This is a genomic window from Methylocystis sp. H4A (genome assembly GCF_015709545.1).
Lineage (GTDB): Bacteria > Pseudomonadota > Alphaproteobacteria > Rhizobiales > Beijerinckiaceae > Methylocystis > Methylocystis silviterrae.
In genome coordinates this window covers 755642-781989 of the sequence record NZ_JADNQY010000028.1, presented here as the reverse complement: position 1 = coordinate 781989, position 26348 = coordinate 755642, and the positions used below count along the sequence as shown (strand labels likewise).

Annotated in this window: 22 protein-coding genes and 1 other RNA gene; 6 read left to right on the top strand and 17 right to left on the bottom strand. The window is 64.4% G+C overall.

The window, feature by feature from the left end:
- Positions 1–7 precede the first annotated feature (7 nt).
- The 6 genes from IYW40_RS20330 to rnpB all read right to left on the bottom strand — a co-directional run bounded on the left by IYW40_RS20330 (position 8) and on the right by rnpB (position 6780).
- The gene (locus tag IYW40_RS20330; RefSeq protein ID WP_196402027.1) at positions 8–1426 is read right to left on the bottom strand and encodes a UDP-N-acetylmuramoylalanyl-D-glutamyl-2,6-diaminopimelate--D-alanyl-D-alanine ligase; all 1419 of its coding nucleotides are present in this window, start codon (positions 1424–1426) and stop codon (positions 8–10) included.
- Positions 1423–2874, bottom strand: a complete 1452-nt coding sequence (locus IYW40_RS20325) for a UDP-N-acetylmuramoyl-L-alanyl-D-glutamate--2,6-diaminopimelate ligase (RefSeq protein ID WP_196402026.1) — start codon at positions 2872–2874, stop codon at positions 1423–1425. Before IYW40_RS20325 ends, IYW40_RS20330 begins: the two co-directional genes overlap by 4 nt.
- Positions 2874–4649 (bottom strand): penicillin-binding protein 2, encoded by a 1776-nt coding sequence (locus IYW40_RS20320; protein ID WP_196402025.1) that lies wholly within the window; start codon positions 4647–4649, stop codon positions 2874–2876. The genes IYW40_RS20325 and IYW40_RS20320 overlap by 1 nt, the downstream gene beginning before the upstream one ends.
- A complete protein-coding gene (locus tag IYW40_RS20315) occupies positions 4646–5059 on the bottom strand; it encodes a hypothetical protein (RefSeq protein WP_196402024.1) in 414 nt (137 codons plus the stop codon). Before IYW40_RS20315 ends, IYW40_RS20320 begins: the two co-directional genes overlap by 4 nt.
- Positions 5059–6060, bottom strand: a complete 1002-nt coding sequence (gene rsmH / locus IYW40_RS20310; RefSeq protein WP_246720931.1) for a 16S rRNA (cytosine(1402)-N(4))-methyltransferase RsmH — start codon at positions 6058–6060, stop codon at positions 5059–5061. Before rsmH ends, IYW40_RS20315 begins: the two co-directional genes overlap by 1 nt.
- Positions 6061–6400: 340 nt before the next feature.
- Positions 6401–6780: RNase P RNA component class A (gene rnpB, locus IYW40_RS20305), an RNA gene on the bottom strand.
- Between the two features lie 168 nt (positions 6781–6948).
- On the opposite strand from rnpB, the gene smbP reads away from it, so the two are divergent.
- Both smbP and IYW40_RS20295 read left to right on the top strand, forming a co-directional pair.
- Positions 6949–7311 (top strand): small metal-binding protein SmbP, encoded by a 363-nt coding sequence (gene smbP, locus IYW40_RS20300; protein WP_196402022.1) that lies wholly within the window; start codon positions 6949–6951, stop codon positions 7309–7311.
- Between the two features lie 267 nt (positions 7312–7578).
- Positions 7579–8838 carry an NAD(P)/FAD-dependent oxidoreductase gene (locus tag IYW40_RS20295; protein WP_196402021.1) on the top strand — a complete coding sequence of 420 codons (1260 nt, stop codon included), beginning with the start codon at positions 7579–7581 and terminating at the stop codon, positions 8836–8838.
- A gap of 27 nt (positions 8839–8865) precedes the next feature.
- On the opposite strand, the gene IYW40_RS20290 is transcribed toward IYW40_RS20295, so the two are convergent.
- Positions 8866–9357, bottom strand: a complete 492-nt coding sequence (locus tag IYW40_RS20290; RefSeq protein ID WP_196402020.1) for a hypothetical protein — start codon at positions 9355–9357, stop codon at positions 8866–8868.
- Between the two features lie 100 nt (positions 9358–9457).
- Here IYW40_RS20290 and IYW40_RS20285 point away from each other — a divergent pair, with 100 nt between their 5' ends.
- Entirely contained in the window at positions 9458–11701 is a 2244-nt protein-coding gene (locus tag IYW40_RS20285) for a primosomal protein N' (protein WP_196402019.1), read from the top strand.
- Positions 11702–11739: 38 nt separating this feature from the next.
- Here IYW40_RS20285 and hrcA read toward each other — a convergent pair whose 3' ends face one another.
- The 4 genes from hrcA to IYW40_RS20265 form a co-directional block, all read right to left on the bottom strand.
- Positions 11740–12825, bottom strand: a complete 1086-nt coding sequence (gene hrcA / locus IYW40_RS20280) for a heat-inducible transcriptional repressor HrcA (protein ID WP_175092819.1) — start codon at positions 12823–12825, stop codon at positions 11740–11742.
- Positions 12826–12910: 85 nt separating this feature from the next.
- On the bottom strand, positions 12911–13678 hold the full coding sequence (locus tag IYW40_RS20275; protein ID WP_196402018.1) for an outer membrane beta-barrel protein: 768 nt from the start codon (positions 13676–13678) through the stop codon (positions 12911–12913).
- Between the two features lie 168 nt (positions 13679–13846).
- Positions 13847–15115, bottom strand: coding sequence for a glycosyltransferase (locus IYW40_RS20270; RefSeq protein ID WP_196402017.1), 1269 nt, complete (start codon positions 15113–15115; stop codon positions 13847–13849).
- An 82-nt stretch (positions 15116–15197) separates the two neighbouring features.
- Positions 15198–16475, bottom strand: a complete 1278-nt coding sequence (locus IYW40_RS20265) for a glycosyltransferase (protein ID WP_246720929.1) — start codon at positions 16473–16475, stop codon at positions 15198–15200.
- Positions 16476–16644: 169 nt separating this feature from the next.
- Between IYW40_RS20265 and IYW40_RS20260 the strand changes: the two genes are divergently transcribed.
- Both IYW40_RS20260 and IYW40_RS20255 read left to right on the top strand, forming a co-directional pair.
- The gene (locus IYW40_RS20260; protein ID WP_246720926.1) at positions 16645–17547 is read left to right on the top strand and encodes a hypothetical protein; all 903 of its coding nucleotides are present in this window, start codon (positions 16645–16647) and stop codon (positions 17545–17547) included.
- A 122-nt stretch (positions 17548–17669) separates the two neighbouring features.
- A complete protein-coding gene (locus IYW40_RS20255; protein ID WP_196402015.1) occupies positions 17670–18836 on the top strand; it encodes an LptF/LptG family permease in 1167 nt (388 codons plus the stop codon).
- On the opposite strand, the gene IYW40_RS20250 is transcribed toward IYW40_RS20255, so the two are convergent.
- Together IYW40_RS20250 and IYW40_RS20245 are read right to left on the bottom strand one after the other, a co-directional pair.
- Positions 18815–19576, bottom strand: coding sequence for an ABC transporter ATP-binding protein (locus IYW40_RS20250; RefSeq protein ID WP_196402014.1), 762 nt, complete (start codon positions 19574–19576; stop codon positions 18815–18817). The genes IYW40_RS20255 and IYW40_RS20250 overlap by 22 nt on opposite strands.
- A complete protein-coding gene (locus tag IYW40_RS20245) occupies positions 19566–20390 on the bottom strand; it encodes an ABC transporter permease (protein WP_196402013.1) in 825 nt (274 codons plus the stop codon). The genes IYW40_RS20250 and IYW40_RS20245 overlap by 11 nt, the downstream gene beginning before the upstream one ends.
- Before the next feature lie 203 nt (positions 20391–20593).
- On the opposite strand from IYW40_RS20245, the gene IYW40_RS20240 reads away from it, so the two are divergent.
- Positions 20594–22093: an NAD(P)-binding protein gene (locus tag IYW40_RS20240; RefSeq protein ID WP_196402012.1), complete on the top strand. Its 1500-nt coding sequence runs from the start codon at positions 20594–20596 to the stop codon at positions 22091–22093.
- 5 nt (positions 22094–22098) lie between these two features.
- On the opposite strand, the gene glmS is transcribed toward IYW40_RS20240, so the two are convergent.
- From glmS to glmU, 4 genes are all read right to left on the bottom strand, one after another.
- Positions 22099–23928, bottom strand: coding sequence for a glutamine--fructose-6-phosphate transaminase (isomerizing) (gene glmS, locus IYW40_RS20235; RefSeq protein WP_196402011.1), 1830 nt, complete (start codon positions 23926–23928; stop codon positions 22099–22101).
- A 111-nt stretch (positions 23929–24039) separates the two neighbouring features.
- The gene (locus IYW40_RS20230; protein WP_196402010.1) at positions 24040–24435 is read right to left on the bottom strand and encodes a type II toxin-antitoxin system VapC family toxin; all 396 of its coding nucleotides are present in this window, start codon (positions 24433–24435) and stop codon (positions 24040–24042) included.
- Entirely contained in the window at positions 24432–24704 is a 273-nt protein-coding gene (locus IYW40_RS20225; protein WP_196402009.1) for a hypothetical protein, read from the bottom strand. The genes IYW40_RS20230 and IYW40_RS20225 overlap by 4 nt, the downstream gene beginning before the upstream one ends.
- A 38-nt stretch (positions 24705–24742) precedes the next feature.
- Complete coding sequence (glmU, locus tag IYW40_RS20220) at positions 24743–26104, bottom strand: bifunctional UDP-N-acetylglucosamine diphosphorylase/glucosamine-1-phosphate N-acetyltransferase GlmU (protein WP_196402008.1); 1362 nt, start codon at positions 26102–26104, stop codon at positions 24743–24745.
- Positions 26105–26348 lie beyond the last annotated feature (244 nt).

Here is a 26348-nt window from a genome sequence, read left to right as displayed (position 1 = left end):
TCTCTCCTCAGTTCGCCATTTCGCGAGCGAATGCGTTTTTCAAGGCCGAGACGATCCGCGCCATCCGCGAACCATTGGAGCCTTTCACCATCACCACATCGCCGGGACGAACCGCTGCGAGAACGGCCTCTTCCAACTCCAGCGGCGTCGCCCGATGCGCGGCGCGCATCGAATCAGGCACAGCGTAACTCAAGCGCGACATCAACGGTCCCGAGGTGAATAACAGATCGACGTTGGCGTCGATAAGGTCCGTAGCGAGTTCCGCGTGCAGTTCGGCCGCCTGAGGTCCGAGCTCCAGCATGTCGCCGAGCACGGCGATGCGCCGGCCGCCGGGTCCTGTGGCCGCGCCGCCCAGCAGCTGCAGCGCCGCCCGCATGGAGGTCGGGTTGGCGTTGTAGCTTTCGTCGATGAGCGTAAACTCGCCGTCTGGCGTCGCAATTTTCTCGCGCTGGCCGCGTCCGGACGGCGGCGTGAATTCGGCGAAGGCCGCCGCAGCTTCCTCCAGATCCACGTCGAAAACGACGCCCACGAGCAGCGCCGCCAGCGCGTTCATGGCGATATGCTTGCCTGGGGCGCCGATGCGAAAACGCAGTCGCCGCTCGAGAATTTCCGCCTCGACCAGCGCGCCTTCGCCAACGGCCTCGTAAGACAGGAGCCGCGCATGCGCGCCGTCCGTCTCGCCGAAACCAAAGACATGGCTGGCGGTTGGGGCAGCCGCCGCGGCAAGACGCTGGTAAAATCCGTCGTCGCGGTTGATGATCGCGACGCCGCCGTCCAGCGCGGAAAAAACCTCGGCCTTGGCGTCTGCGATCTTCTCGATCGATCCGAAATATTCGAGATGAACCGGGGCGATGCGGGTCACGACGGCGACGTGGGGGCGCACCTGAGCGACGAGCGCGGCGATCTCGCCCGCGTGATTCATGCCGAGTTCGAACACGCCGAAGCGCGCCTCCGCCGGCATGCGCGCAAGCGTCAACGGCACGCCCCAGTGATTGTTGTAAGACGCCGCCGAGGCATGCGTTTCGCCGAAACGCGACAGCATGAGCCGGATCATGTCCTTCGTCGAGGTCTTGCCGACGGAGCCGGTGATGGCGGCGATGAAGGCGGCGCTTCGCTCGCGCGCCCGCGCACCCAGCGACTCCAGCGATTGTTGCACGTCTCTGACGACGAAAAGCGGCCCGGCGCCGGAAAGCTCAGACGCATGCGCCTCGTCGATGACCGCCGCCGCCGCTCCTTTCTCGAACGCCATCCGCACGAAGTCGTGACCATCGCGCGTCTCGCCCTTGATCGCGATAAACAGATCGCCGGGCTGAAGGGTGCGGGTATCGATGGAAACGCCGGCGGCTTCGCGCGCAAGGCCGCCGCTCGCGCGCGCCCGCAGCGCGCCGACCAGCGCCAATCCCGACCATAACGGCCTCTTGGTCATGGATGATTCTCCTTGAGCGCCTGCGCAATCGCCTCATGATCGGAGAAAGGCAAAACGCGGTCGCCGACGATCTGCCCGGTTTCGTGGCCCTTTCCAGCCACGACGAGCGCATCGCCCGCTTCAAGCCCCGCGACGGCGTTGGCGATCGCCGCACGCCGGTCTCCGATCTCGATAATGTGCGCCGCGCCGCCGCGGGTTCCTTCGAGAATTTCTGCGCGAATGGCGGCGGCGTCCTCGCTGCGCGGATTGTCGTCCGTGACGATAGCGACATCCGCCGCCCGGGCGACGATGTCCCCCATCAGCGGGCGCTTGCCACGATCGCGATCGCCGCCGCACCCGAAGACGACAATCAGGCGTTTTTTTGTCAGCGGCCGTAAAGTGGCGAGCACTTTCTCCAGCGCGTCGGGCTTATGCGCGTAATCTACGAAAATCGGCGCGCCATTACACTGGCCGACGAGTTCGAGCCGCCCCGGCGCGCCTTTGAGCGCTTCGAGCGCCGCAAAGACCTGCCCCGGATCATCGCCGCTTGCGATAGCCAGCCCGGCGGCGACGAGCGCGTTCGAGACCTGGAAGGCCCCGGCAAGCGGCAGATCGACCTCATATTCGGCGCCATTATGGCGGAGCCGCAGCGACGTTGCCAAGGCGGACGGCGTCGCCGAAAGGAGCCTTATCGTCTCTCCCTTCGAACCGACGCTCAAAATTGTGAGGCCCCTCGCGCGGCAAATGTCGATGACGCGGGACGCAACGTCGCTGTCGGCGTCGATCACCGCCGTCTGGCCCGGGTGCAGCAGCGTGTCGAAGAGCCGCATCTTCGCCGCGAAATACTCCTCCATGCTGGCATGATGATCGAGATGGTCGCGCGAAAAATTGGTGAAGCCTGCGACGTCGACGCGCATGCCGTCGAGCCGACGCTGATCGATCCCCAGCGACGACGCCTCCATGGCGAGATGCGTCACGCCGCGTCCAGCAAGTTCGTCCAGCGTTCTATGCAGTTCGACGGGTCCGGGCGTCGTCAGCGCTCCACAATGCGCGCCGCGAGAATCGACGATTCCGACGGTGCCTAGCGAGGCCGCCTCATGTCCAAGCGCGGCCCAGATCTGGCGCAAGAAGGCCACGACCGAGGTCTTGCCGCTCGTTCCCGTAACAGCCGCGATCGTCGATGGCTGACGAGAAAAGAAACGCGCCGCGGCGAGGGCCAGGGCGCGCCGAACGTCATCGACGACGATAAGCGGCAGCGGGCTGTCCGCTCTCCGCTGAGCGACGACGACGCAGGCGCCGCGCGACTTCGCGTCGGCGACATAGGACAGGCCGTCGCCGGCGTGGCCCGGGATCGCAAAAAAGGCAAAGCCGCCGCGCGCCATTCGACTATCCGCCGTCAGGCCGGAGACCTTGAGCCCGCGCAAGGCGGGCTCAAGGTCTGGCGTGGCAAGCAGTTCCGAAATCAGCATCAATGTCCTCCGCCGCCGCGGGCCGGAACATTGGCATAGCCATAACCCAATTTGGCGAGGAGCGGGAAAGGCTGGTGCGGCGGCTCGAAACGCGGCGCGAGGCCGAGAATCGGACCGACGCGCTCGATGATCTCGCCCGTGACATGTCCCGCATTATAGGCCGCAGTGGCGTAGCCGCCGGTTTCCGGCAAGCCCTGCGGTTCGTCCATGATGGTCAGGAACAGATATTTCGGCTTGTCCGACGGCGCGACGGCCATGAAAGTGTTAAACAGCCGGTTCTTCGAATAATGGCCGTTAACGACCTTTTCCGCGGTGCCGGTCTTGCCGCCGACGTAATAGCCGGCGACGTTCACTCTTCGCGCCGTGCCGATTTCGGCGTTGAGGCGCATGAGATAGCGCATCGCCTCGCTCGTCTCCGGCTTCACGACGCGTTCGGCGCCCGCCTTCGCTTCCTCCTCACTGCGCTTGATGAAGGTCGGCGTGATCAGATAGCCGCCATTCATCAGCGCGCCGACGGCCATCATCGCCTGGAGCGGCGCCACCGCGAGGCCATGCCCGAAGGCGATGGTCATGGTGTTCAACTCGCCCCAATTTTTCGGCACGATGGGTTCGGCGCTTTCGGGCAGTTCGGTGCGCATGCGCGTGAGCTGGCCCATCTTGCGCAAAAACGCCTTGTGCCGCTCCACGCCCTGTCCCATCGCCATACGCGCGGTGCCGACATTGGAGGAATAGGTGAAAACTTCCGGCAATGTGAGCGCGCGATTTTGCGCGTGATAATCATGGATCTTGAAGCGCCCGAAAGAGAGCACGCCACGCGCGTCGAGCCGTGAATTCAAATTGACTTTGCCGGAGTCGAGCGCCATCGCGATGGTCAGCGCCTTGAAGGTCGAGCCCATCTCATAGACGCCGACGCTCATGCGGTTGATGTGGATCGGATCGAGCGCTTCCGTCGGCTTGTTCGGATCGTAGTCGGGAAGCGACGCGAGCGCGATGACCTCTCCGGTGTTGACGTCCAGGATCGCTGCGGCGCCTGCCTTCGCTTTGAAATGAACGACGCCCTTTTCGAGCTCGTCGCGCAACGCATGCGTAGCCCGAATGTCGAGCGAAAGCGACACGGGCTTGAGTTCCTCGGGCGTTACGCCGAAGCCGGCGCCGTGCAAATCGGCGAGGCCCTGCCCGTCGATGTATTTCTCGATGCCGGCAATGCCCTGATTGTCCACGTTGGCGAAGCCGAGCACATGCGCGCCGATCGGTCCGTTGGGATAAACGCGTTTGTTCTCGGCGATCAATCCAACGCCCGGCAGTCCGAGATGGAAAACTTCGTCGCGCTGATGCGACGTCACCTCGCGCTTCACCCAAACGAAGCCCTTCTTGGAGCCGAGCCGCTCTCGCAATTCGCGGGCGTCGAGGCCAGGCAAAACCGCGGTCAACAGCTCGGTCGCCTCGTCCTTGTCGATGATGCGGCGCGGCTCGGCGAACACCGACATCACCTTGACGTCGCTTGCGAGCGCCTCGCCGTTGCGATCGATGATGTCCGGGCGGGACGCCGCGACCGCCTCCGCCGCGGCGCGCCGCGACGTCGCCGCCTCCGGCTTAAAGCCGAGATAGACGAGCTTGATCGAAATCACCGCGTAGAGCACGAGAAAGCCCAGCGCCGCGAGCCGCATGCGCGATGCGCTCAGCGCGAGACTCGTCGAAAACAGGGCGCGCAGAAACGCGCGAATTTTGCCGTTCGGCGGCGGCGAAGGTTGCGTGTCGTGCATCGACTGCGTCATGGCTTGCGTCGCTCTTGGCTTTGTCCCTGCGCTTTGGGCGTGGTCGTCGGCGCGCTGCCGGGGACGGGCGGCGTCGCTGGCATGCTCAATCCGAGCGCGTCAAGCTTATTGCCGATGGAGTCGACGCGCGGCGATCTCTCGGGAAGCGATTGCGCGGCGACGATCTGCGTCGCTTCAAGCTGTTTCATGCCGGGCAGATAAGCGTCAGCGAGCTGCTGAATGCGCTCAGGCCGGGTCATATAAGCCCATTCGGCGCGCAGCACCGCAATCGCATCGCGCTCCTGCCTGATCTCGATCTTGGTCTTAGTGATCTGCTCGGCGCGAAAGCTCGTCTGATACTTGATCGAATAGGCGTAAACCGCCGAACCGACGAGCACGAGAACCGCAACGATATTGAGGAGCCGCAGCATCAGGCTTTTCCCTTGTCGCGATCGGGGAGATGAACGAGGCGCGCGAGCTTTGGGTCGAGCGGGTGAGGCGCCGCCGCCGTGCGCGTCGCGTAACGCAATTTGGCCGAACGCGCGCGCGGATTGGCGGCCGTTTCAGCGGGCGTAGGCGTCACCGGTTGGCGGCCTTCGCAAACGAAACTTGGTTGCGGCGGCGCGGGTTCGCCCGGCAGACGGCGGGAACCGGTTTCGCCGCGACCGCAGCGTTCGGAGAGAAACTGTTTGACGATGCGATCCTCAAGCGAATGGAACGTCACGACGACGAGCCGACCGCCTTCGGCAAGAAGCCGTTCAGCGCCAAGCAGCCCCTTCAGCAATTCCTGAAGCTCGTCGTTTACCGCGATGCGCAGCGCCTGAAAGCTTTTGGTCGCCGGATGAATGTCGCTGGCGCGGTTGGGAGCGACGCGAGCGATCATTTCGGCCAGCGCTCTCGTCGTTGTGAAAGGCGCAATCTCACGGTCGTGGACGATGGCGCGCGCGATACGCCGCGCGGCGCGCTCCTCGCCGTAGAAATACAGGATATCGGCGAGCGTCTCCGCATCCGCATCATTGACGATGTCGGCGGCGCTGCGCCCACGCCCCTCCATGCGCATGTCGAGTGGTCCCTCGGCGCGGAAGGAAAAGCCGCGCGCGGCTTGGTCGAACTGCATCGACGAAACGCCGATGTCGAAGACGACGCCGTCAAGCGGCGTGAAGCCTTGCGCGCGCGCAACGTCCTCGAGTTGAGAAAAGCGCGCTTCAACGAGCGTCAACCGTCCGCGCATCTCGTCGACAAGCGCCTGACCGGCTTTAACGGCGGTCTGATCGCGGTCGAAGGCGAGCACGCGCGTTTCCGGCTGCGCCATTATGGCGCGCGTATAGCCGCCGGCGCCGAAGGTGGCGTCGATATAGCGGCCGCCGCGATGAACGCCGAGGGCGGCGATCGCCTCCTCGCGCAGCACCGGAATATGCGGCGCCGACGTCATTCTCATGCTCCTCACCAGGCGGCGCGCGACGCGAGAGGGGCGGCGGCGCGACGCTGTGCGTCCGGCGAGCGCTGGCTCGCCAAGACGGTTCGATTGCGGCTGGGCGGTTTTGATCGACATGGAACCGCGAGGCGTCGGAAGCAGGCTGGTCGCCACGCGCCGATCGGCAACCGGTCTTATTAGGCTTTTTTATCGTTAAGGGAGCGTTTACGGTGGCACGAATTTGGCGGGCTCAAGGCGGCGCAAGCGAATGACGCAAAGCTTTCTGGTCCGGCCGACGCCGCTTTTTCGCCAAAGCTATCTCGACCGCTGATCTCCTCTACGAGATACCTCTGATTTAAACGCCAGTCGGCCTGTAAGCCGGGTTCTGTACGTTCTTTGCAGAACGTGACGACCATTCCTCTGGGACGGACGTTGCCGCCCGCCTCTAGCAACCAACCCGGGCGACAGTCCCGGAGACGGGTTGAAGGCAAAAGCTCACGCTTAAGGCCTTCCGTCGCCCCTATTCGGTCTTGCTCCCGGCGGGGCTTGCCGTGCCCCGAACGTCGCCGTTCGGGCGGTGCGCTCTTACCGCACCCTTTCACCCTTACCGCTTACGCGGCGGTTTGCTTTCTGTGGCGCTATCCCTGGGGTCGCCCCCGCCGGACCTTATCCGGCGCCGTGTCTCCGTGGAGCCCGGACTTTCCTCTGCGTTTCGGCAGCGGCCGTCCAGCCGACTGGCCTCTTGAGGGATAGGCGCCCCCGAGCCGGAATGCAAGAAGGGCGTCAAAACGTCGCCTTGGATAGCTAAGCAATAGTCGCCATCTCTTAAATTGGTTCTTCGCCTTGGCTAAGGCTGACGGGCGCCGAGCCGAGACCAAAGAGAAATGCGATAGGGGAGTAATATTCATGCTGGCACGTCGTTCGATTTTCGCCGCTTTGGCAATCGCGGCCGCTTTTCTTGTGACGCCGCATATGGCGTTGGCGCAAAGCCATAGCGAGCATCTCACTCAGGCGATCGAGGAGACGAATGAGGCGATCAAGGAGGGCAAGCAGCATAATGCCTCCTCCTTCGCCGAGCATGCGCATAACGCCTGGGATCACGCCAAGGCGGCCAGCGGGGAAGACCCCAAGGGCCACATCAAGACGGCGATGAAGCATCTCAGTCAGGCGCTCAAGACGGCCAAGCGCACCCACCACGCCAGCCGCATTGACAAAGGCGTTCGTCATGCCCAGTCCGCGCTCGTCCATTTGAAGGCGGCAAATCAATAAAGCGATGAGCCGCGATGCGCATGCTGCGCGTCGCGGCTCTCCCAAGTTGAAGCGTGCATTTCTCGATCCATACGCTGCTCATTTTTGAATTTCCGCGGGACCGCGCTGCGTCGCGCCCTGCACTGTCTGAGTTTGTTGCTTTGCCTCGGATGTCGGCGAGAAGGCGTCGCGCGAGGCGGGAACCTTGGCGCCTCTGACGGCTTAAATCTTGAGTCGCGATCGGCGGCTTGCCCAATCGACGACTCGCCTGCGCATGGATGGTTCATTATGCAGCAGCACAGCAGCGCCGCCGAGCGCAAACCTCGCGTCGTCATCATCGGCGGCGGCTTCGCCGGGATTGCGGCTGCGCAGGCGCTTGCTGGCGCCGAAGCGCGCATCTTCATCCTCGACAGCAACAATCATCATTGCTTCCAGCCCCTGCTCTATCAGGTCGCGACCGCAGCCCTTGCTTCGCCTGATGTCGCCTGGCCGATACGCCACATCGTGCGGCGCCAGAAGGATGTGACCGTCCTGATGCTCACGGTTGAGAGCGTCGACGCCGCCCGCAAAGTCGTGAAGACCGACAAATGCGAGATCGGCTATGATGTCCTCGTCGTCGCGACAGGGGCCACCCACTCCTACTTCGGTCACAACTGGGCGAGTTTGGCTCCGGGGCTGAAATCCATTTCCGACGCGACGCTCATCCGCCGCCGGCTGCTTCTCGCGTTCGAACGCGCCGAGGTCAGCGTCGATCCCGGCGAGCGTGAGAGACTGCTCACCATCATCATTGTCGGGGGCGGACCGACGGGAGTCGAACTCGCCGGCGCGATTTCCGAACTCGCCCGGCGAACGCTCCCACCGGAGTTTCGCCGCGCCGATCCACGCAAGGCGCGCATCATTTTGCTCGAGGCGGGGCCGCGCATTCTTGCAAGCTTTCCCGAACGGCTTTCGGACTATGCGCGCGATTCGCTCGAAGCAAAGGGCGTGGAAGTGCGAACGGATACGCCCGTCGACCAGATCTTCGAGGACCGACTCGTCGCTGGAGAAAAGGAGATTCCCGCCGGCGTCATCCTCTGGGCGGCTGGCGTGCGAGCGTCGCCCGCGGCGAACTGGCTGGGCGTTGAAAGCGACAGCGCCGGACGCATTCCGGTGAGCGGGGATCTGACGGTTCCCAGCCTTCCCGATGTCTACGTCATTGGAGATCTCGCCCTTCTGACGAGTTCCGACGGGACGCCCGTTCCAGCTCTCGCCGCTTCCGCCAAGCAGATGGGCAAATACGCCGGACGCGCCATCCGGCTCCGTCTGAAAGGGGGCTTTCCGCGCAAACCCTTCCGCTATCGGGACTACGGCAATTTGGCGACGATCGGCCGCAATTCCGCGATCGTCAAACTCGGCCGACTGGAATTGACCGGCTTTCCGGGTTGGCTCTTCTGGAGCGTCGTGCACATTTACTTTCTGGTGAATTTGCGCAGTCGCATCCTTGTCGCGATCAGCTGGATCGCGACCTATCTGACGGGCAATCGAGGCTCGCGACTGATCACACGCTAAGTCAGCGCCCACAGTTGGCCGGAGTCGCTAACTCTGCTCCATCTCCGCTTCCCCCAGAAGCGCGCGAGACGCCGCCGCGCCGCAGGCCAGACCGACCGCCAAGGCGGCAAAGGCCGCAACCATCGAGCGGTTCGACAACGCGAACTCCCAGCCTGGCGTGATTCGCTTGGGCGCGACTCCATAATCGACGGTGGCGGCGATTCCCGACATCATCGCCGCATCGCCGATCAGTTCGAACGTTGAGCGCGGCGGCTGCATCGCGAGGCAGGCCTCGAAGGGCAAGGCCCAGAAGACCGCCGATGCGTGATGCGTCGCGTAGCCCACCGCTGTGTGTGCGGCGTCGACGTCGCGCCGGCCGCGCGATTTGCGCCCCCAAAGCCAATGGCTGGTGGCGTTGGTCGGCTCAAGCGCGCCCCTGCCTTCAAGCTTCGCCAGCGCCGCCAGGGCGGCGGTCGAGATGACGCTTGCGACGCTTCCCGTCACAAGCGCTGACAGACCGATGCGCGACAATTTTTCCATCGAAGGCTCCGTGGAGAGGTTGAGATACTCGAACCCGGTCGCACGCCGCTTCGTTCCAGAAAATTTTCGCTGAGGGTGGGAAATGGATTAAGCCCTCGGCATGAGCGCGGCGCAGGACGAGCAAGAAAGAGCGCGAGTCGTCGAGATCTTGGCGCCCGTCGCGGTCGATACGACCTATTCCTACCTCGCCCCGGCGGCGATGCGGCTTTCCCCCGGCGATAGCGTCACGGCGCCATTGGGACGCCGGGAGGCTTATGGCGTCGTCTGGTCGATCGACGGCGACTCCGGCCCGGGCGGGAATCTCAAGACGGTCAGCGCACGTCTAGACCGGCCGCCGCTTTCGCAAAAGCTGCGCAGCTTCATCGACTGGCTCGCGCGCTACACGCTTAGCCCCCGCGGCATGGCGCTACGGCTCGCCACACGCGCGGCCGAAGACGCCGGGCCTGAGGCGCCGCGTATTCTTTATCGCGCGAGCGGCGTCGCGCCGGAACGATTGACGCCGACGCGCGCCCGCGTCCTCAAAGCCGCGGAAGGCGGCGTTGCTTTCGCCAAGAAAGCGCTTGCCGAAGCCGCCGCCTGCTCGTCAGGCGTCATCGACGCGCTTGTCGATGAGGGCGCGCTGGAGGCGATCGCCGCCGCGCCGGCGCCGATTTCGCCGCCGCTCGATCCTCTCTTCGCTGCGCCGGCGTTGGAGCCTGCGCAACAAGACGCCGCCGATGCCCTGAAGGCGTCGCTTTCGCCGCGGGCGTTCAAGCCTTTTCTGCTCGAGGGCGTCACCGGATCGGGCAAAACCGAGGTCTATTTCGAGGCGATCGCCCGGGCGCTGGAGGCAGGCGGACAGGCGCTCGTCATGATGCCGGAAATCGCGCTCACCACTCAATTTCTTGAGCGTTTCGCGGACCGTTTCGGCGAAAAGCCGGCCGAGTGGCATTCCGGCGTCGGGGCGCGCAAACGCGCGCGCATCTGGCGCGGCTGCGCGACGGGCGACGTTCGCGTAGTCGTCGGCGCGCGCTCGGCGCTGTTCCTGCCCTTTTCGGATTTGCGGCTGATCGTCGTCGATGAGGAGCATGAAGGCGCCTACAAGCAAGATGACGGCGTGAGCTATCACGCGCGCGACATGGCGGTCGTGCGCGCGCGGATGGAGGAAGCCACGATCGTTCTCGCCTCGGCGACGCCCTCCATCGAAACCCGCGTCAACGCCATGCGCGGGCGCTACGGCTATCTGCGACTCGATTCGCGGGCGCGCGCACGCCTCATGCCGACGCTCGAAGCGATCGACATGCGCAAGGAAGGCCCGCCGCGCGGCCGATGGATCGCGCCGCGGCTGGCGTTGGCGGTCGGCGAAACGATCGCGCGCGGCGAGCAGGCGCTGCTCTTTCTCAATCGGCGGGGCTATGCGCCGCTGACGGTTTGCCGCACATGCGGCCATCGCTTCCGCTGCGAAAATTGCGACGCGTGGCTCGTCGAGCATCGTTTTCGGCGTGCGCTCATGTGCCATCATTGCGGCCATATCGAGCGCCGTCCGAACCTGTGCCCGGAGTGCGGCAGCGAGGATTCGCTCGCCGCTTGCGGACCGGGCGTCGAGCGGCTCGCCGAAGAAGCGGCGACGCTCTTTCCAGATGCGCGCACACTCGTCCTCTCGTCGGATTTTCCTGGCGGCGCGGACCGGCTGCGGCGCGAATTGGAGGAGATCGCCAAAGGCGCCTTCGATATCGTCATCGGCACGCAGCTCGTCGCCAAAGGCCACAATTTTCCATTTCTCACGCTTGTCGGCGTCATCGACGCGGATCTGGGCCTGGGCAGCGGCGATCCACGCGCCGCCGAGCGCACATTTCAGCTGCTCAATCAGGTTACAGGACGCGCCGGGCGCGGCGACAAGCCCGGCCACGCGCTGATCCAGACGTTTCACCCGGCGCATCCGGTGATCGCGGCGCTTCTCTCGGGAGACGCGGAAAAGTTCTACGAACAGGAGATCGCCATACGCGAGCGCGCGGGACTTCCGCCCTTCGGCCGTCTCGCCGCGCTGATCGTTTCCGCCAAGGACGCCGCCACGGCGGAAGCGCATGCGCGCGCGCTCGCGCGCGCGGCGCATGAACTGCCGCCATCGCCGCGCTACAGAGTCGCCGCGCCCGGCGCCTGGCCAGAGCAGAATGAAATCGCGCTGCTTGGTCCGGCGGAGGCGCCCATCGCGCTTATCCGCGGCCGCTATCGATTCCGCTTGCTGGCCAAAGGACCGCGCAGCGCCGACATGCAGGCGTTTCTGCGCGACATGCTCGCGGGCGGACCGAAGGAGCGCGGCGGCGTGCGCGTGCAGGTGGACGTCGATCCGCAGAGTTTCTCGTGACCCTGTCGGCTATCGCCCGCTCCGCCTGAGCAGCCGATTTACCCTCCGATGACTCGCGCCACGACCCTGGCCGTATAGTCGACCATGGGCACGATCCGAGCGTAGTTGATCCGGGTCGGGCCAATGACGCCGAGCGCGCCGATGATCCGGCGTTCGCTGTCGCGCAGCGGCGCAGCAATCATCGATGAGCCTGACAGCGAGAACAGCTTGTTCTCCGAGCCGATGAAGATGCGGACCCCTTCGCCCTGCTCGGCGCGCTCCAAAAGGTCGATGACCTCGGTCTTTGTTTCGAGATCGGCAAACAGCAGCCGAACGCGTTCGAGGTCGACGGCGGCGGTCAGGTCCTCAAGAAGATGCGCCTGCCCGCGCACGATCAGCTGCCGCGATTCGCCCATGGCGCCCGCCCAGGTCGCCAGCCCGGCTTCGACGATCCGCGCGGCGAGTTCGTCGAGCTCCATTTGTGCGGCCTGACGCGAGCTTTCGATGCTTGCGCGCGCTTCCGCGATTGTCCGTCCGCAGACGCGCGCATTCAGATAGTTGGCGGCTTCGGTAAGCGCCGAGGCCGGGAGATCGCGCGCGACGGGAATCACGCGGTTTTCGACCGATCCGTCGTCGGCGACCAGAATAACCAGAGCCCGCTCGGGCTCGAGCCGCACGAAATCGATCTGCTTCAAGCGCACATTGCCCTTGGATGCGACGACGACGCCGGCGACGCGCGTCAGTCCCGACAGCAGACTCGTCGCTTCCGCAAGGACGCCGGGAAAATCATGATCTTTGGAAGCCGCTTCAACTTCGGCGGCGATGCGCGCGCGCTCATTCTCCTCAACGTCGCCGATCTGCAGCATGGAATCGACGAAAAAGCGCAGCCCAAGCTCGGTTGGAAGACGTCCGGCGCTCGTATGCGGCGCATAGATGAGGCCGAGCTCCTCCAGATCCTGCATGACATTGCGCACCGAGGCGGGTGACAGCGTCATCGGCAGGAGCCGGGCGAGATTGCGCGAGCCGACTGGATCGCCTGAGGCGAGATAGCTGTCGACGATATGCCTGAAAATTTCGCGGGAGCGCTCGCTGAGCTGCGCGAGACTCAGAGCCGAAGGGTGGGCAAGCGGGGCGTTGCGGATCATTCCACGAGAATATCGCATCGGAGCGCCAACAAAAAAAGCCCGGCCGCGAGGCCGGGCTTCGTCGACGTCGGGGGAGGACGGTCGATCAGAGGCCGAGTTCAGGCATGCCGATCAGCGCGCCGATGCTCTTGACCTGATAATTCACGCCGATGCGGGCGATGTTCGTATCCAGATAGTTGCCGGCGCCGGTGCGGTAAGCGAACGGGAAGCCGAGGTTCGCGCTGGAGGCCCCCTTCATGCGGGTGAAGATGTACTCCGCCTTGACGGTCCAATTGTCGAGGATGGCGTATTCGATGCCGGCGCCGATGGCGAAACCGCCCTGCCACACGGACTGGTTGACGGGGAACACACCCTGCTGGCCATAAGGACGCACCTTGCCATAGGCCAGGCCGCCCGTGATGTAAGGCAGAAACCGGCCGAAGGCGTAGCCGAAGCGCAGGCGCTCCATGCCAAACCATTGCAGGCGGCTGCTGGCGCCGCCTCCGAAATAGGAGCCCGCATTCGTCACGCGAACGTCGGCGTAGTTGAATTCGCTTTCGTAACCAGCGACGAGACCGTTGGCGAACACCCAGTTATAGCCGTTCTGGTAACCGACCAAATATCCGCTCGTGCCGAACGAAGTCGATGTCGGAATCGCCAGGAAGGTGCCGGTCAGCAGGTAGGTTTGCGAATATTGGCTGGAAACGCCGCCGGCGTAAGAGCCGCTGATGCCGATGTGGAAGCCTTCCCAGCTGAAGACCGGCGGCGGCGGCGGCGGCGGCGGAGCCTTGTAAATCGGGAGGTCAGCCGCCGAAACGGCGCTCACCGCCAGCACCGACGCAAAGGCGCCGACAATATAAGTTCTGAAAGTCATCCGAGGCGCCTCCAATAAGCTCGTCCGCTTGGGACGAACGGCAGTTTCGAATGCAAAGTATCACCATCAAACCTAAGACGTAATTACCGCAGGGGTCTGCAACGGCGTTTTTCCGGCGCCGTTGCCGATGGGACACACTTTCGCGCAACATGCTGATTTTCCCGGAAACTACTCCCCTGATCCGGCGCTGATCAGCGCGGCTGCGAGGACGCCGAGGCTCGCCTTATAGGCCGCGAGCGAAAGCCGCGACTCGTAATAGCGGCGCGCCGGGCTGCCGCGCCGCCCCGCTTCGTCCAAAGGCGCGCTGGCGGCCGTCCGGCTCAGCGCGTCGGCGAATTCTTGGGCTGAATCGACAATGACGACGCCGGAAAGGCGCGACGCTGCCTCATCCAACCCGCGCATCGCCTGCCTAGTGGCGATCAGCGGCAGGCCGCTCGACAGCGCTTCGACCGTTTTGATCGAAAGGCCCGTGCCGCTGATCGTCGGAAGCAGCGCGAGGCGGGCGTTCGCGTAGACGACGCCGGGATCTTCGACCCGACCCAGAAACCAGTCCTTGTAGGCGGCGTATTGCTCCGGCGCCTTTGAACGCACCCCCGCGTCGACGTTGCCGACGATCTTCACCGTGACGCCCGGCGCTTTCGGCGCGACTTCGCGCAAAAACCAGACGACGCTTTCGACATTGGCGGTGTTGTTGCTCGCGACAAGAACGATGTCCGGCCCGCCAGGGCCGGTCGGCGCCTCAGGCGTTGCGGGATAGAGCAGCGCATGCGCTTTCTCGGGAATCAGAGCGCGAAAGTCTTCGGCTTCCTGCGCATTGAGATGCAGCAGCAGATCCGCGCCGCGCATCGCCTCAAGTTCCTGCGCCAGCATCGATTCGTAGGAGGCGCGCGGGGACAGCCACGGCATTGTTTCGTTGATCAGCGCGAATTGCCGCGCCTGCAGATCATGCGTGTCGAGCAGGATCGGCGCGGCGCCGCGCGCGAGACGGCGCGCAATCGGCATCAGAAAAAAGTGGTTGCAATGCACGAGATCGAACGTCGCGCCCTCGATGGCGGGCGACAGCCGCGTGCGCTCCGCCATGGCGAGACGCACCACCGCCTGATCGCCATGGAGATAGGGCCACAGCACGTCACGCAAAAAGCGGGGCGAGAGCATCGCGTGGAACGGCGCGCCGCCGTAATAGCGCGCGCCGCCATCAAGTTCCGCAGTCGCCTGGTTGAAAGATTTCCAAAGCCAGTTCCGACCCGGAACGAAGCCTGGATCGGAACTGACCGCGATCGGAAAAACTTCGGCCCCCAGCGCGCGATAGGCGGCGATCTGGCCAAGGACGACGCGATAGGTGCCGCAGGAGTGCCAAGCCGGGTGGATAAGCGCGACACGCCGGCCAAGAAGCGGACGCTGCGCGCAGGCCAAGCAATCCCTCGATGCAACGCTCAACCCGTTCCTCCAGCTGGCGCGAGCCGCAGCCTATGCAGAACTCGCTGTTCCGACAATTGCCGCGTAGCTTTACGGGCATGATTCAGAGCGTGGCGGCGGCCATCGCCAAAGCGTGCGCATAAGCTTCGGGGCTGAACGCGTCTTCGTACAGGCGGCGCGTGTCGCTTCGCTCCGGCTCTGCAGATTCTCCGCTTACGGCCCGCGCCTGAGCGTCGCGCCACAACGCTGCAAATTGCCTGGCGTTTTCGGCGAGAGCGACATTTCCCAATTTGGCGGGATCGACCTGCATGCCGCGGAATGCCAGCGGGGCCGCGATCAGGGGCGCGCCACAGGAGAGCGCCTCGACCGCCTTGATCGACAGGCCGTGGCCTTCAACAGTCGGGAGCAGCACGCAGCCGGCGTTGGCGTAAACTGCGCCGATGTCGTCAACGCGGCCTTTGAACAACGCGCGATGCGACTCATAGAGCGCCGCGTCGCGTCTCTTCACGCCGCCGTCGATATTGCCGTAGATCGCGACGCGGGCGCCGCTCGCAAAGGGCATGACCTCCTGCAAGAACCAGCGAAGGCTCATGTAATTGGCGTAATTGTCGCTCGCCACGATGATGATGTCGCGTCCCCGCGCCAAGGGTGCCGACGCCACCGCCGGATAGATGAGCGCATGTCGCAACTCCGGAAGGAGCTTTTGAAAATCGCGATGCTCTTCCTCATTGAGATGCGCGCAAAGATCGGCGCGGCGCATCCATGAGAGTTCGACCTCGAGCATATCGTCGTAAGTCGCATGGGGCGTGACGAAGAACCCGCCCTTGTTGCGCAACACATATTGGCGCGCCTGAATGTCCTGCGTCTCCAAAACGACTGGAACTTTACGGCCGCGCATCAGCCTTTCCGCGAAGGGCAGCGTGAAGTAATGATTGGCGTGAATGAAGTCGATCGACTCGCTCTCGAATCCTTCGGGCAAGGGCGCGCGCTTTGCGAGTTCGATGAGCCATGACGCCTGATCGCCGTGGATCAGTCGCCACCAGCCATCGACGAGCAACCGGGACGCCAAGGCGGAGAACGGCGCGCCCGAATAAAAGCGGCGATCGGCGCCGATGTCGCGCGACGCCTCAAAATAGGCTGTCCAGCGCCCGCCGCGCGGCGGGCGGCGGGCGAGATCGTCCATCATCGCGACAGACACGACGCGCGCGCCAAGCGCCTTATAGGCGGCGATCTGACTGACGTTCACCTGATAACTGCCGCAACTGTGCCAGGCGGCATGAACGACGGCGACGGTTTTGCCGGCGAAAGGCCGCGCCTGCGGGCCTGCGGTCTCCGACCCCCGCGCCGCGGATGACGAAATGTGGCCCATCGTATCAGACATCGTGCTGCAACATGGTCGATCGTTCTCAAATATCATACGAAAATCGCGCGCTCGGCCTCTCAGGCGCGCCGACTCGCTGCTGTTTCAGATTGAGGCGTCCGACCCGCATCTTCCCTCAATGCCGAGCCGCCCCTTGCTTTTGCCCGCCATTTTCAAATACATCCCGTATATGAGGCTTCGCGTCCCAAATCCAGTCTTATCACCCGAGGGCGCCGCGGCGCCCAGCCCCGCCCCCGCCGCGCCCGCCAAGCGGTACGGCGTCGCCATCGTCGGCAATGACAAAATCATCGACTGGCTGCTCCCTTTTCTCGAAAGCTACCGAGACACAAATTCCACGCTGCCGCTTTATCTCATTCCCTATGACGACAATGTCGGCATGACGCGCCGCGCCGCGGAAATCTACGGGGCGCATTACGTCGGCGAAGAGCCGACCGAAATCGACAAGCTCTCGCACGAACTTTATCCCGGCATCTTCAACACCAATCGCCGTCGGCTGCGAAAGCTGCAAGCGCTCGCGCTGCCGCTTGATGAAGTCGCCTATGTCGACGTGGACGTCATTCTGTTTCGCGACTTCACGCCGCTGTTCGGCCGTCTGGACAAAGGCAAGACGGAGTTCATCGTCGCCTCGCCGAGCTTCGAATATGTCTACAACGACAGACGCGACCACTATCCGTTTCTCAAGGACGCGCTCCTCTTCAATGACGGATTCTGGATCACATCGAATCAATATCTGAAGCTGTCCGATTTCATCGAGACGATCCGCGACGACGCCGTCATTTTCCATGACGTGCGCAAGCGCGGTCAGCTCTTCGCCCAGCCGCTCGTCAATTTCGTCACGCACCGCCGGGGCCTGAAAATCGAGCTTTTGCCGAACGTCATCGCGGGCGCCTCCCACGAAAGCTTCTACAAGGCGCCAGGCGTCGAATTTAAGAACGGCAAGCCCGTCGACTACGAAGGCAAGGAGATCTATTTCGCGCATTGGGCCGGCGCGACAGCGCTGCCGAAGAATGGCGTGTTCGATGAGGCGTGGACGCACTATTCGCAGGCCGCCTGGGCGAGGTTCAAGCAGTGACGCGCGGCGTCTCGCCTCATGGCCCGCTTTGCGCCGGCGCGCCGCTCTTCGGCTTGGGCGGCGCGACGCGAACTTTCTTTGCCGCTCGGCGCGACGCCGAGCGATAGCGCGGAGCCCCCGCCATGCCGCGCCTGTTGTTCCGCTATCTGTTCAAGCGCATTGGGTTCGGCGTGCTCATCGTGCAGTTCGCGCTCTCCATTCCGGTCGTCTTGTCATATCTGCTTTACCAACTGCCGCCGGCCGCCGTGCGCGGCGGCCTTGTCATTCCCGCTTTGATCGGGGTGACTCCGACGGTGGCTTACGTGACTTTGCCGATGGCGGTTGGCGTCGCCACCGCGCTCGAGTTCGGCCGCATGTCGAGCGAAGGCATGATCGCCGTTCTCTACGCGCTGCGCCTTTCCGTCTGGGCCATCTGCCGCCCAGCACTGGTCTTGGCGGCCGGCGTCGTCGTCCTCGGCTATCTGCTCGCCAATTTCGCGGCGCCCTACTATTCGAGCGGCATGCAGGATGTGCTCAATGTCGTGCGCAATTCGCTTAACCATCGTATGCTCGACGCGGCGCGTTTCTACACTTTCGACAATGGCGTGAAGACGCTCTACATCGAGCGTTGGGAGACGCCTGACCTTGCGGTCAATCTGTTCGTGCGTCAGCTGTCCATCGAAAAGATGCAGGAAGAGACGGTGACGGCGGCGCGCGCGGAATTTCGCCGCAATGAATCAGGGGTGATCGTCGCGCTCTCCAACGGCAGCATCCAGACGCGCTCATTGACGACAGGCGACGTGCGCATCGCCAATTTCGATGAATACGCCATGGCGTTGCCGATGCAGGGCAGCGCATCGCTGCCCGACCGGGGCTGGCGCGGCGTCTATGAATTGTCGGCCGGCGCCTTTCTCGCCAATTATGCTGCGGCGCGGGGCGATCCGCGCCAGCTCGGAGAGTGGACGGCCGAGGCGGCGAAGCGCTTCGGCGTGCCGGCGCTCGCCTTTGCCCATACGCTCCTCGCGCTGGCGCTCGTCCTGACATTCGGGAACATCACCGGCCGGCGCGGCGCGGCGGGAGGCCTCGCCACGATTGCGGTTCCAGCCGTGCACATCGGCTTTCTCGTCGCGCTTGAATCGCTTCTGCGCATCAATGGGCTGTTCGTCTTGCTGCTTGCCGCGCTCGCCCTCGCCGAAGTCGGCGTTTCAGTTTGGCTCCTTGCCCGGCTCAACCGCAGCCCAAAGCCCAAGCGCCTTCTCGGCCAACGCGCTTCATCCGCGCGGGACGCCTACGCGACGCCGCTCGCCTGAGTTTCTTCGGCGCGCATCGCCTTACGGTAGTTGGCGACCACCTTCGCCGGGTCGCCGATCTCGCGCACGACGCCGTCTTCCAGCCAGAGCACGCGGTTGCACAGAGAGGCGAGAAAGTTGAGATCGTGCGACACCATCAGAATGGTGCCGGTTTTGGCGAATTCGGCGATATATTTCTCGCACTTGCGCTGAAATATTTCGTCGCCGACCGAAAGCGCTTCATCGACGATGAGCACGTCGGCCTTGGCGTAGGCGCAGATCGCGAAAGCCACTCGCGCGATCATGCCCATCGAATAGGTGCGCATCGGCTGCTCAAAAAATGGCCCGATGTCCGCGAAGGCGGCGATGTCTTCGATGCACGCGTCGACCTCCTTGCGCGACAGCCCCAGGATCGCCGCGCCGATGCGGGCGTTTTCGCGCCCCGTCAGCAGGCCGTCGAAGCCCGAGCCGAGCGCCAAAATTGGCGCGATACGGCCGCCGACCCTGAAATCGCCCTTCGTTGGCTGGGTAATGCCGCACAGAATCTGCAGTAGCGTTGTCTTGCCGGCGCCGTTGCGTCCCACGATGCCGACGCGCTCGCCTCGCTCAACCGTGAAATTGACGTCATGCAGAACCCATTTGTCCTTATAGAACTTCTTCCATAGGCCAAACAGGATCTGCTTGAGCTGATCGTTCTGATGCGCATAGAGCTGGAAAGCCTTGCCGACGCCCGCGCAGCGGATTGTGGGCTCAGATGACATCGACGATGACCGATTTGTAGCGCATGAAAAACTGATAGCCGCCAAGGAACACGGCGTAGGAGATCGCGACAAGCGCGAAATAGCCAAAGATGTTTGGAATTGTTCCATCAAGCGCAAGGCCACGCAGCATCTCGATGTAATCGCCGACGATGTTGAGACGAAGCCACAATGCGACCGATCCGGACATGGCGGCGATCTGGTCCAGGCGATAGAAGATCGGCGTCGCGAACATGAGCACCGGCACGACGGAGGCCATGATATGGGCGACGTCGCGCGTGAACGCCCCGAGCGCCATCAGAAACCACACGACGCCAATGGTAAAGAGAAAAAAGGGCGCGATCAGAAATGGCGTCAGCACGATCGTTAAGGGAATTGTTCCTGCCGTCAGCAACCGAAAGACGATGTAGACGGCGAAGCCCACTCCACCGTAGGTGAACGCCCGGATCGTCGCAGTCCAGGCGATGGTTTCGCTGGGGAAAATCGACTTCTTCACGAAGTTGACATGCTCGTGCAAGAGCATTGGCGCCCGATAGGCGAGTTCGCTAAACAGATTGAAGACAATAAGCCCGATGAAAATCGAGCTTGCATAGTCAGTGACGCTCACGCCGGCGGAAAGCTGCGGAACCGTGATCGAGAACAGCGCGGTATAGGTGAGCAGCATGAAGAGCGGCGAGAGCACCGCCCAGAGCGGTCCAAGCGCCGAGCCGCGAAATCGGGAAATGAACTCGCGCCGCACGACGGCGCGGATAAGCTCCCGGTTGCGCCAGGCCCGTTCGAAGGGCGCGACATAGACAGGAGGGATCGAGGCGAGCAAGTGTCGGCGCGTCCTTTCAGGTTCAGAACTTGGTTTCGAAAAGCGCGAGGCGTCCCTCGGACGGGATCGTGCGCCGATCGAAGCTATCGCGCCAGGCGCGGCGTCGCCCGCATAGACCAGTTCAGCCCGCCCCCTGTCAATGGCGACGCTCACCCTCAGTGGAACGGCATGCAGTATCGAGCTTGTTGTCTTTGGAAGCGGCCATGTTGACGCGTCGCGCGACGATCGCAGGACTGGGAGCCCTGGCGACTCAGCTGATCCTGCCGAGCGCCGAAGCGGCGCCAGAGCCGCCCTATCAGCTGGGCGAATGGACGGGCGACAGTTTCGCGCCCATGCACGCGATCCGCGACGGGCTTTGGCGCGCGCCGCTTTCGGCCCCCGAGCGGCGCGTCGACGTCGTCGTTATTGGCGGCGGCCTGGCCGGCCTCGCCGTCGCGGCGCTGCTACGGGATCGCGACGTGCTCGTCCTTGAGCGCGAGTCGGACTCTGGCGGCGTCGCCAAATCCGAGCGTTGGCGCGATGTCGATTATGCGCTCGGATCAGCCTATATCGTTGACATATCCCATCCTTTCATGGCGCTGTACGAGACGCTGGGCCTCACGCCGCGCCCTGTCAGCGAACCGGTCGACAGAGCGCTATCCGGGGCGGCCGGCGCGGGGGATCCAAGGGAAGGTGAATGGCGCAGCGGCTATGAGCGGCTAAAGGCGCTTTTGCGCCGCCTCGGCGAGAGCCCGGACTTTCCCAATATTCCGATCGGGGAGGCGACGGAGTCGGCGCTTGCGCTGGACCAGCTCTCCCTGCACGAATTCCTGCGGCGCGAGCATATCGACGCCGAACTCTTCGGCCTGCTTGACGCCTACAGCCTCTCGGCGCTCGGCGCGCCCACGGCCGAAATATCCGCCTATGCGGGCGTCAATTTTCTTTCGGAGATCAACGCGCCGATCTACGCCTTCCCAGGAGGCAACGCGGCGATCGCCCGCGCCTTGGTGGCGCGCTTTTCACGCGCCGGCGAGGGACGCATCGTCACGGGCGCCGCGGTTTACGCGATCGAGCCGGCGGAAGGCGGCTACGCCCGCGTGGGCTGGTTCGACGCGCAACACCCTGGGGAGCCCCGCTGTCTCGAGGCGCGCTGGGCGGTCGTCGCCGCGCCCTACTTTTTCGCCGGCCGCATTCTGCGCGGCCTCGATCCCGCCGCGACGGCGCAAATGACCAGGTTGCGGCAGGGTAGCTATCTCGTCGCCAACTGCTGTTTCGAGGGACCGCCGGCGGAGCTGCCCTATGACAGCTGGGCCCTGGGCGCCCAGAGCTTCAGCGACGCAATCAGCGCGACCGCAGTGCTACCTGCCGCCGAGCGGCCCAAGGATCACAGCGTCCTGACCGTCTATGCGCCGTTTCGAGACCCTCGCGCGGGTCGCGCCCGCCTGCTCGCGGGCGAACGCGCCGCCTTCGCCGCGCCGATCGTCGAAGAGCTGCGACGTTTCATGCCGGAGGCGTTCGGCAAGGCGCGGCTCGCCGAGGTGCGGCTGACGCGCTGGGGCCACCATCACCTCATCGCCGCGCCGGGGATCGTCGCCACGATGCGCGCCTTGCCAAAACGCTTCGGCAACGTCCTACTCGCCCATTCGGACGGTCAGGGCATGCCGGCGGTCGAGAGCGCCCTTGTCGAGGCGCAGAACGCCGTCGAGATCATCACGAGGGGCTGAGCGCCCTACTCCACCGTCACGCTCTTGGCGAGATTGCGCGGCTGATCCACGTCTTTGCCCATGAAGGTCGCGACGTGATAGGCGAGGAGCTGCGCCGGAACGGCGTAGACGATGACCGCGAACGGGCCCGCGACGCTTTCCGGCATTTCGATGAAACCGGCGAGTTCGGCGGCCGCGGCGTCCCGGGCGTGCGGCGAACCGATCAGAATCAGGTGGCCGCCGCGCGCGGCGACTTCCTGAAGATTCGAGACAGTTTTTTCTAGGCTCGCGTCCGGGGGCGCTAGCACGATCACCGGCATGGCGAAGTCGATGAGCGCGATCGGCCCATGTTTCAGTTCTCCCGCCGCATAGCCCTCCGCGTGGATATAGGAGAGTTCCTTGAGCTTCAGCGCGCCTTCCAGCGCCAGCGGAAAGGCCGGTCCACGACCGAGATAGAGCACGCTCGAGGCCCGCGCCACGTCGCGCGCCACGGGTTCGATCTGCGCCTCGTGCGCGAGCGCCTGCGCCATCTGCCCCGGCGCCGCGACAAGCTCGGCGACCAGTTCGCGTTCGCGCTCCTTGCTCATTACGCCGCGCGCGCGGCCCAGCGCCAATGCTAGACAGGCGAAAACCGCGAGCTGACAGGTGAAGGCCTTGGTCGAGGCGACCCCGATCTCGGGTCCCGCCAATGTCTGCGCCACCGTGTCGCTCTCGCGCGCGATCGTCGAGGTCTCGACGTTGACGATCGAGAGAATGTGCTGGCCCTGTTCGCGGGCGTAGCGCAGCGCGGCGAGCGTATCGGCGGTTTCGCCGGACTGCGAGACCACAATCGTCAAGCCATTCTCGGGCAGCGGCGCCTCGCGGTAGCGAAATTCGGAAGCGATATCGATTTCGACCGAAAGGCGGGCGAATCGCTCAAGCCAGTAGCGCGCCACGAGGCCGGCGTAATAGGCCGTGCCGCACGCCGAAATGGTCACGCGCGAGAGCGCGCGCGGATCGAATTTGAATTCGAACGGCAGGCGCACGACGCCCTCGGCCAGATCGAGATAATGCGCCAGCGTGCGGCCGACGACCTCCGGCTGCTCGTGGATTTCCTTGGCCATGAAATGGCGATAGTTGCCCTTGTCGACCAGGAAGGATCCGGCCGTCAGCGGTTGAAAGCGCCGCTCGACGAGCGTGTCGCTCGCGTCATGGAAGCGCGCGCCTTCGCGCGTCAGCGTCACCCAGTCGCCCTCGTCGAGATAGGCGATGGACGTCGCGAATGGCGCGAGCGCGAGAGCGTCGGAGCCGAGATAGGCGCCTTCGTCGCTCCAGCCGACGGCGAGCGGCGAACCGCGCCGCGCGCCGATCAGAAGATCGTTTTCGCCCTCAAAAAGAAAGACGAGCGCAAAGGCGCCCTTCAGGCGCTTCAACGCCGCCGCGACAGCTTTTTCCGGCGTCGCGCCAGTGCGCAGCGCGTCGGCGACAAGATGGGCGACGGCCTCGGAGTCGGTCTCGCTCGAAAAGACATGGCCTTTCGCCGTCAGCTCGGCGCGCAGCTCGCGGAAATTTTCGATGATGCCATTATGAACCACCGCGACGCGGTCGTTGACGTGCGGATGGGCGTTGTTCTCGGTGGGGCGGCCATGGGTGGCCCAGCGCGTATGGCCGATGCCGATGGCGCCGGAGAGCGGCGCGGTCGCGAGCTTTTCTTCGAGATTCTTGAGCTTGCCGCTCGCCCGCACACGGGTGAGCCGCCCATTCTCCAGAGTGGCGATCCCGGCGGAATCATAGCCCCGATATTCGAGACGCTTGAGCGCCTCGACGATTTTCCCGGCGACCGGAGCCGTTCCGATGATTCCCACAATGCCGCACATGACGACCTCCAAAAGCATAATAGCAAGTGCGCCGCCAAAGCGAATGGGCGCGAGTAAAGACGCGAATCAGGGTTGAGGGAGGCTCCCGCTCGCTCGGCCTCGCCGCAAGCTTCATAAACGACAGGCGCGCACGTCGGTCGCCGAAAAGTCGGCGCCTTTGAAAAGCAGCGGCCAATCGAGGGTCTTGGCGAGCGCATAGGAGGCGCAATCGGCGAGATTGAGGCGCGCCTTGGGATCGACGCCCTTGCCGTAGCGCCCATAGGCGGCGATCGCCGCGCGCGCCTGGGCCGCGTCGAAGGGCGCGATCTCAATCTCGAATTCCGCCATAAGCCGCCACATGAGCGCAACGCCGTCCTCACCGAGGCGCGCGCGCAAAACGCATGCGGACTCATGCACATTGACGGCCGACATCACGCCACGCTCGACGATGACGATGGCCTCGAACGCCTCCCTTTCCGGCTCGTTCAGGACGATGGCGATCAATGCCGAGCTATCCACGACGATCATAGCTCGTTAATGTCGTCCATGATTTCCTGCGGAGAACGCGGATCGAGGATCGGCAAGGCGGCAATTTCCGCGACGAGTTGGTCAATGCGCGCTTTTTTCGCGGCGATTTCGGCGTCGCTCAGCGCGCGCGCGGATCGCTGCGCCGGCGCCACGCCCGCCGCCCGCGCGGACGCTTCCAGCGCCTGACGGACGGCCTCATCGACCGAGACCCGCCGGGCGGCCGCGAGGCGCTCAGCCAAGACCTCGGTCTCGCGGGAAAGCGTAATCATAGCGCCTAATTTAGCATGAGCGTGAAAGAAAGTCCGGCCTATTCCACCTTCGCCTTTTTCGCCGCCTGCGCCATACGAAACGAGACCGCCCAGCCCGCCTTTTCCATCTGCCGGCCGCGCGCCACCGCGAGCGCGTCGGGCGCAACATCCTTGGTGATGACGGAGCCGGACCCGACATAGGCGCCCTGCCCGATCGTGACTGGCGCGACAAGCGACGAGTTTGAGCCAATAAAGGCGTTTTCGCCGATCGTCGTGCGATATTTGAGGAAGCCGTCGTAATTGCAGGTAATGGTTCCTGCGCCGATATTGGCGTTGGCGCCGATGTCGGCGTCGCCAATGTAGGACAGGTGATTGACCTTGGCGCCTGGCGCGACATTGGCGTTCTTGATCTCGACGAAATTCCCGACCTTGGCTTTCTCGGCAAGCGCCGCGCCCGGACGCAGTCGCGCGAAGGGACCGACGCTCGCGCGTTCGCCGACGCGCGCGCCTTCAAGATGCGAGAAGGCGTGGATCACCGCGCCGTCGGCGATTTCAACGCCCGGTCCGATGACGACATGCGGCTCGATCGTCACGTCGCGGCCGATCACGGTGTCGGCGGAGAGAAAAACCGTCTCCGGCGCGGTCATCGTCGCGCCCGCGGCCATTGCGGCGCGGCGAAGACGCGTCTGCGCGAGGGCCTCAGCCTGCGCAAGCTGGATACGGTCGTTGACGCCGAGAACTTCGGTTTCGTCAGCGATGACGACTCTCATTTCGCGTCCGTCGGCGCGCGCGAGCTCCACCACGTCGGTAAGATAGAACTCGCCCTTGGCGTTTTTGTTGTCGATCTTTTCCAGCAGGCGCAGCGCCTCTACCCCGTCGATCGCCATCAGACCGCCGTTGCAGAGCGTGACCGCGCGTTCTTCATCTGTGGCGTCTTTTTCCTCGCGGATGGCGACGAGACGCCCCGAGTCGTCGCGCAGCAGCCGTCCGTAGCCGAAGGGGTCCGACGCCTGAAACCCCAGAACGGCGACGGCGGCGCCCCCCGCAAGGGCGGCGCGCAAGGCGCCGATCGTCGGCGCCGTCACCAGCGGCGTGTCGGCGAAGAGCACCAGCAGGTCGTCGCATCCTTCCGCGATGGCGGCGCGCGCGGCGAGAACGGCGTGCGCCGTGCCAAGCCTTTCGCTCTGCACGAAGATGTCTGCGCCAGCGATAGAGCGGCGCGCTTCAGCGCCGACGTCGTCGCGTCCTGGGCCGACGATCACGGCGATGCGGCCGACGCCCGCCGTCACGGCGCTCGACAGCACATTGGCGAGCATGGAGCGGCCGGCGACCTCGTGCAGCGCCTTCGGCCGGTTGGATTTCATCCGCGTGCCTTCGCCGGCGGCAAGGACGATCGCGAGCGCGCTTCTGGATTTCGGCATCTGGCGCCCAAGGCTAGACGTTGGCGTAAGGAGCCGGCGTGCGACGCCGCTCAGGCCGCGGTTCTGGCAGATTCGAGCGGCGGAGCGCAAGCCGCCGCGGCTTTCGCGCGCAGCCTTCAAAAACCGCCAAGAAAACCATTTTGTCTCCTTAGCTTTCTTGTATAGAGGGGCTGTCGCCAGCCCAGCGCCGCAACAAGGCTCAATCACCCGTTCATGGACCGCGCGGATCGGCCTCCTTCGGTAG

Coding starts and splice junctions, on each gene's coding strand:
- IYW40_RS20325 (WP_196402026.1), bottom strand. CDS start 2,874: ATGCTGATTTCGGAACTGCTTGCCACGCCAGACCTTGAGCCCGCCTTG.
- glmU (WP_196402008.1), bottom strand. CDS start 26,104: ATGCCGAAATCCAGAAGCGCGCTCGCGATCGTCCTTGCCGCCGGCGAA.
- glmS (WP_196402011.1), bottom strand. CDS start 23,928: ATGTGCGGCATTGTGGGAATCATCGGAACGGCTCCGGTCGCCGGGAAA.
- IYW40_RS20275 (WP_196402018.1), bottom strand. CDS start 13,678: ATGACTTTCAGAACTTATATTGTCGGCGCCTTTGCGTCGGTGCTGGCG.
- IYW40_RS20285 (WP_196402019.1), top strand. CDS start 9,458: ATGAGCGCGGCGCAGGACGAGCAAGAAAGAGCGCGAGTCGTCGAGATC.
- IYW40_RS20295 (WP_196402021.1), top strand. CDS start 7,579: ATGCAGCAGCACAGCAGCGCCGCCGAGCGCAAACCTCGCGTCGTCATC.
- IYW40_RS20315 (WP_196402024.1), bottom strand. CDS start 5,059: ATGCTGCGGCTCCTCAATATCGTTGCGGTTCTCGTGCTCGTCGGTTCG.
- IYW40_RS20225 (WP_196402009.1), bottom strand. CDS start 24,704: ATGATTACGCTTTCCCGCGAGACCGAGGTCTTGGCTGAGCGCCTCGCG.
- IYW40_RS20240 (WP_196402012.1), top strand. CDS start 20,594: ATGTTGACGCGTCGCGCGACGATCGCAGGACTGGGAGCCCTGGCGACT.
- IYW40_RS20255 (WP_196402015.1), top strand. CDS start 17,670: ATGCCGCGCCTGTTGTTCCGCTATCTGTTCAAGCGCATTGGGTTCGGC.
- IYW40_RS20250 (WP_196402014.1), bottom strand. CDS start 19,576: ATGTCATCTGAGCCCACAATCCGCTGCGCGGGCGTCGGCAAGGCTTTC.
- smbP (WP_196402022.1), top strand. CDS start 6,949: ATGCTGGCACGTCGTTCGATTTTCGCCGCTTTGGCAATCGCGGCCGCT.
- IYW40_RS20260 (WP_246720926.1), top strand. CDS start 16,645: ATGAGGCTTCGCGTCCCAAATCCAGTCTTATCACCCGAGGGCGCCGCG.
- IYW40_RS20330 (WP_196402027.1), bottom strand. CDS start 1,426: ATGACCAAGAGGCCGTTATGGTCGGGATTGGCGCTGGTCGGCGCGCTG.
- rsmH (WP_246720931.1), bottom strand. CDS start 6,060: ATGACGTCGGCGCCGCATATTCCGGTGCTGCGCGAGGAGGCGATCGCC.
- IYW40_RS20230 (WP_196402010.1), bottom strand. CDS start 24,435: ATGATCGTCGTGGATAGCTCGGCATTGATCGCCATCGTCCTGAACGAG.
- IYW40_RS20320 (WP_196402025.1), bottom strand. CDS start 4,649: ATGACGCAGTCGATGCACGACACGCAACCTTCGCCGCCGCCGAACGGC.
- hrcA (WP_175092819.1), bottom strand. CDS start 12,825: ATGATCCGCAACGCCCCGCTTGCCCACCCTTCGGCTCTGAGTCTCGCG.
- IYW40_RS20290 (WP_196402020.1), bottom strand. CDS start 9,357: ATGGAAAAATTGTCGCGCATCGGTCTGTCAGCGCTTGTGACGGGAAGC.
- IYW40_RS20265 (WP_246720929.1), bottom strand. CDS start 16,475: ATGTCTGATACGATGGGCCACATTTCGTCATCCGCGGCGCGGGGGTCG.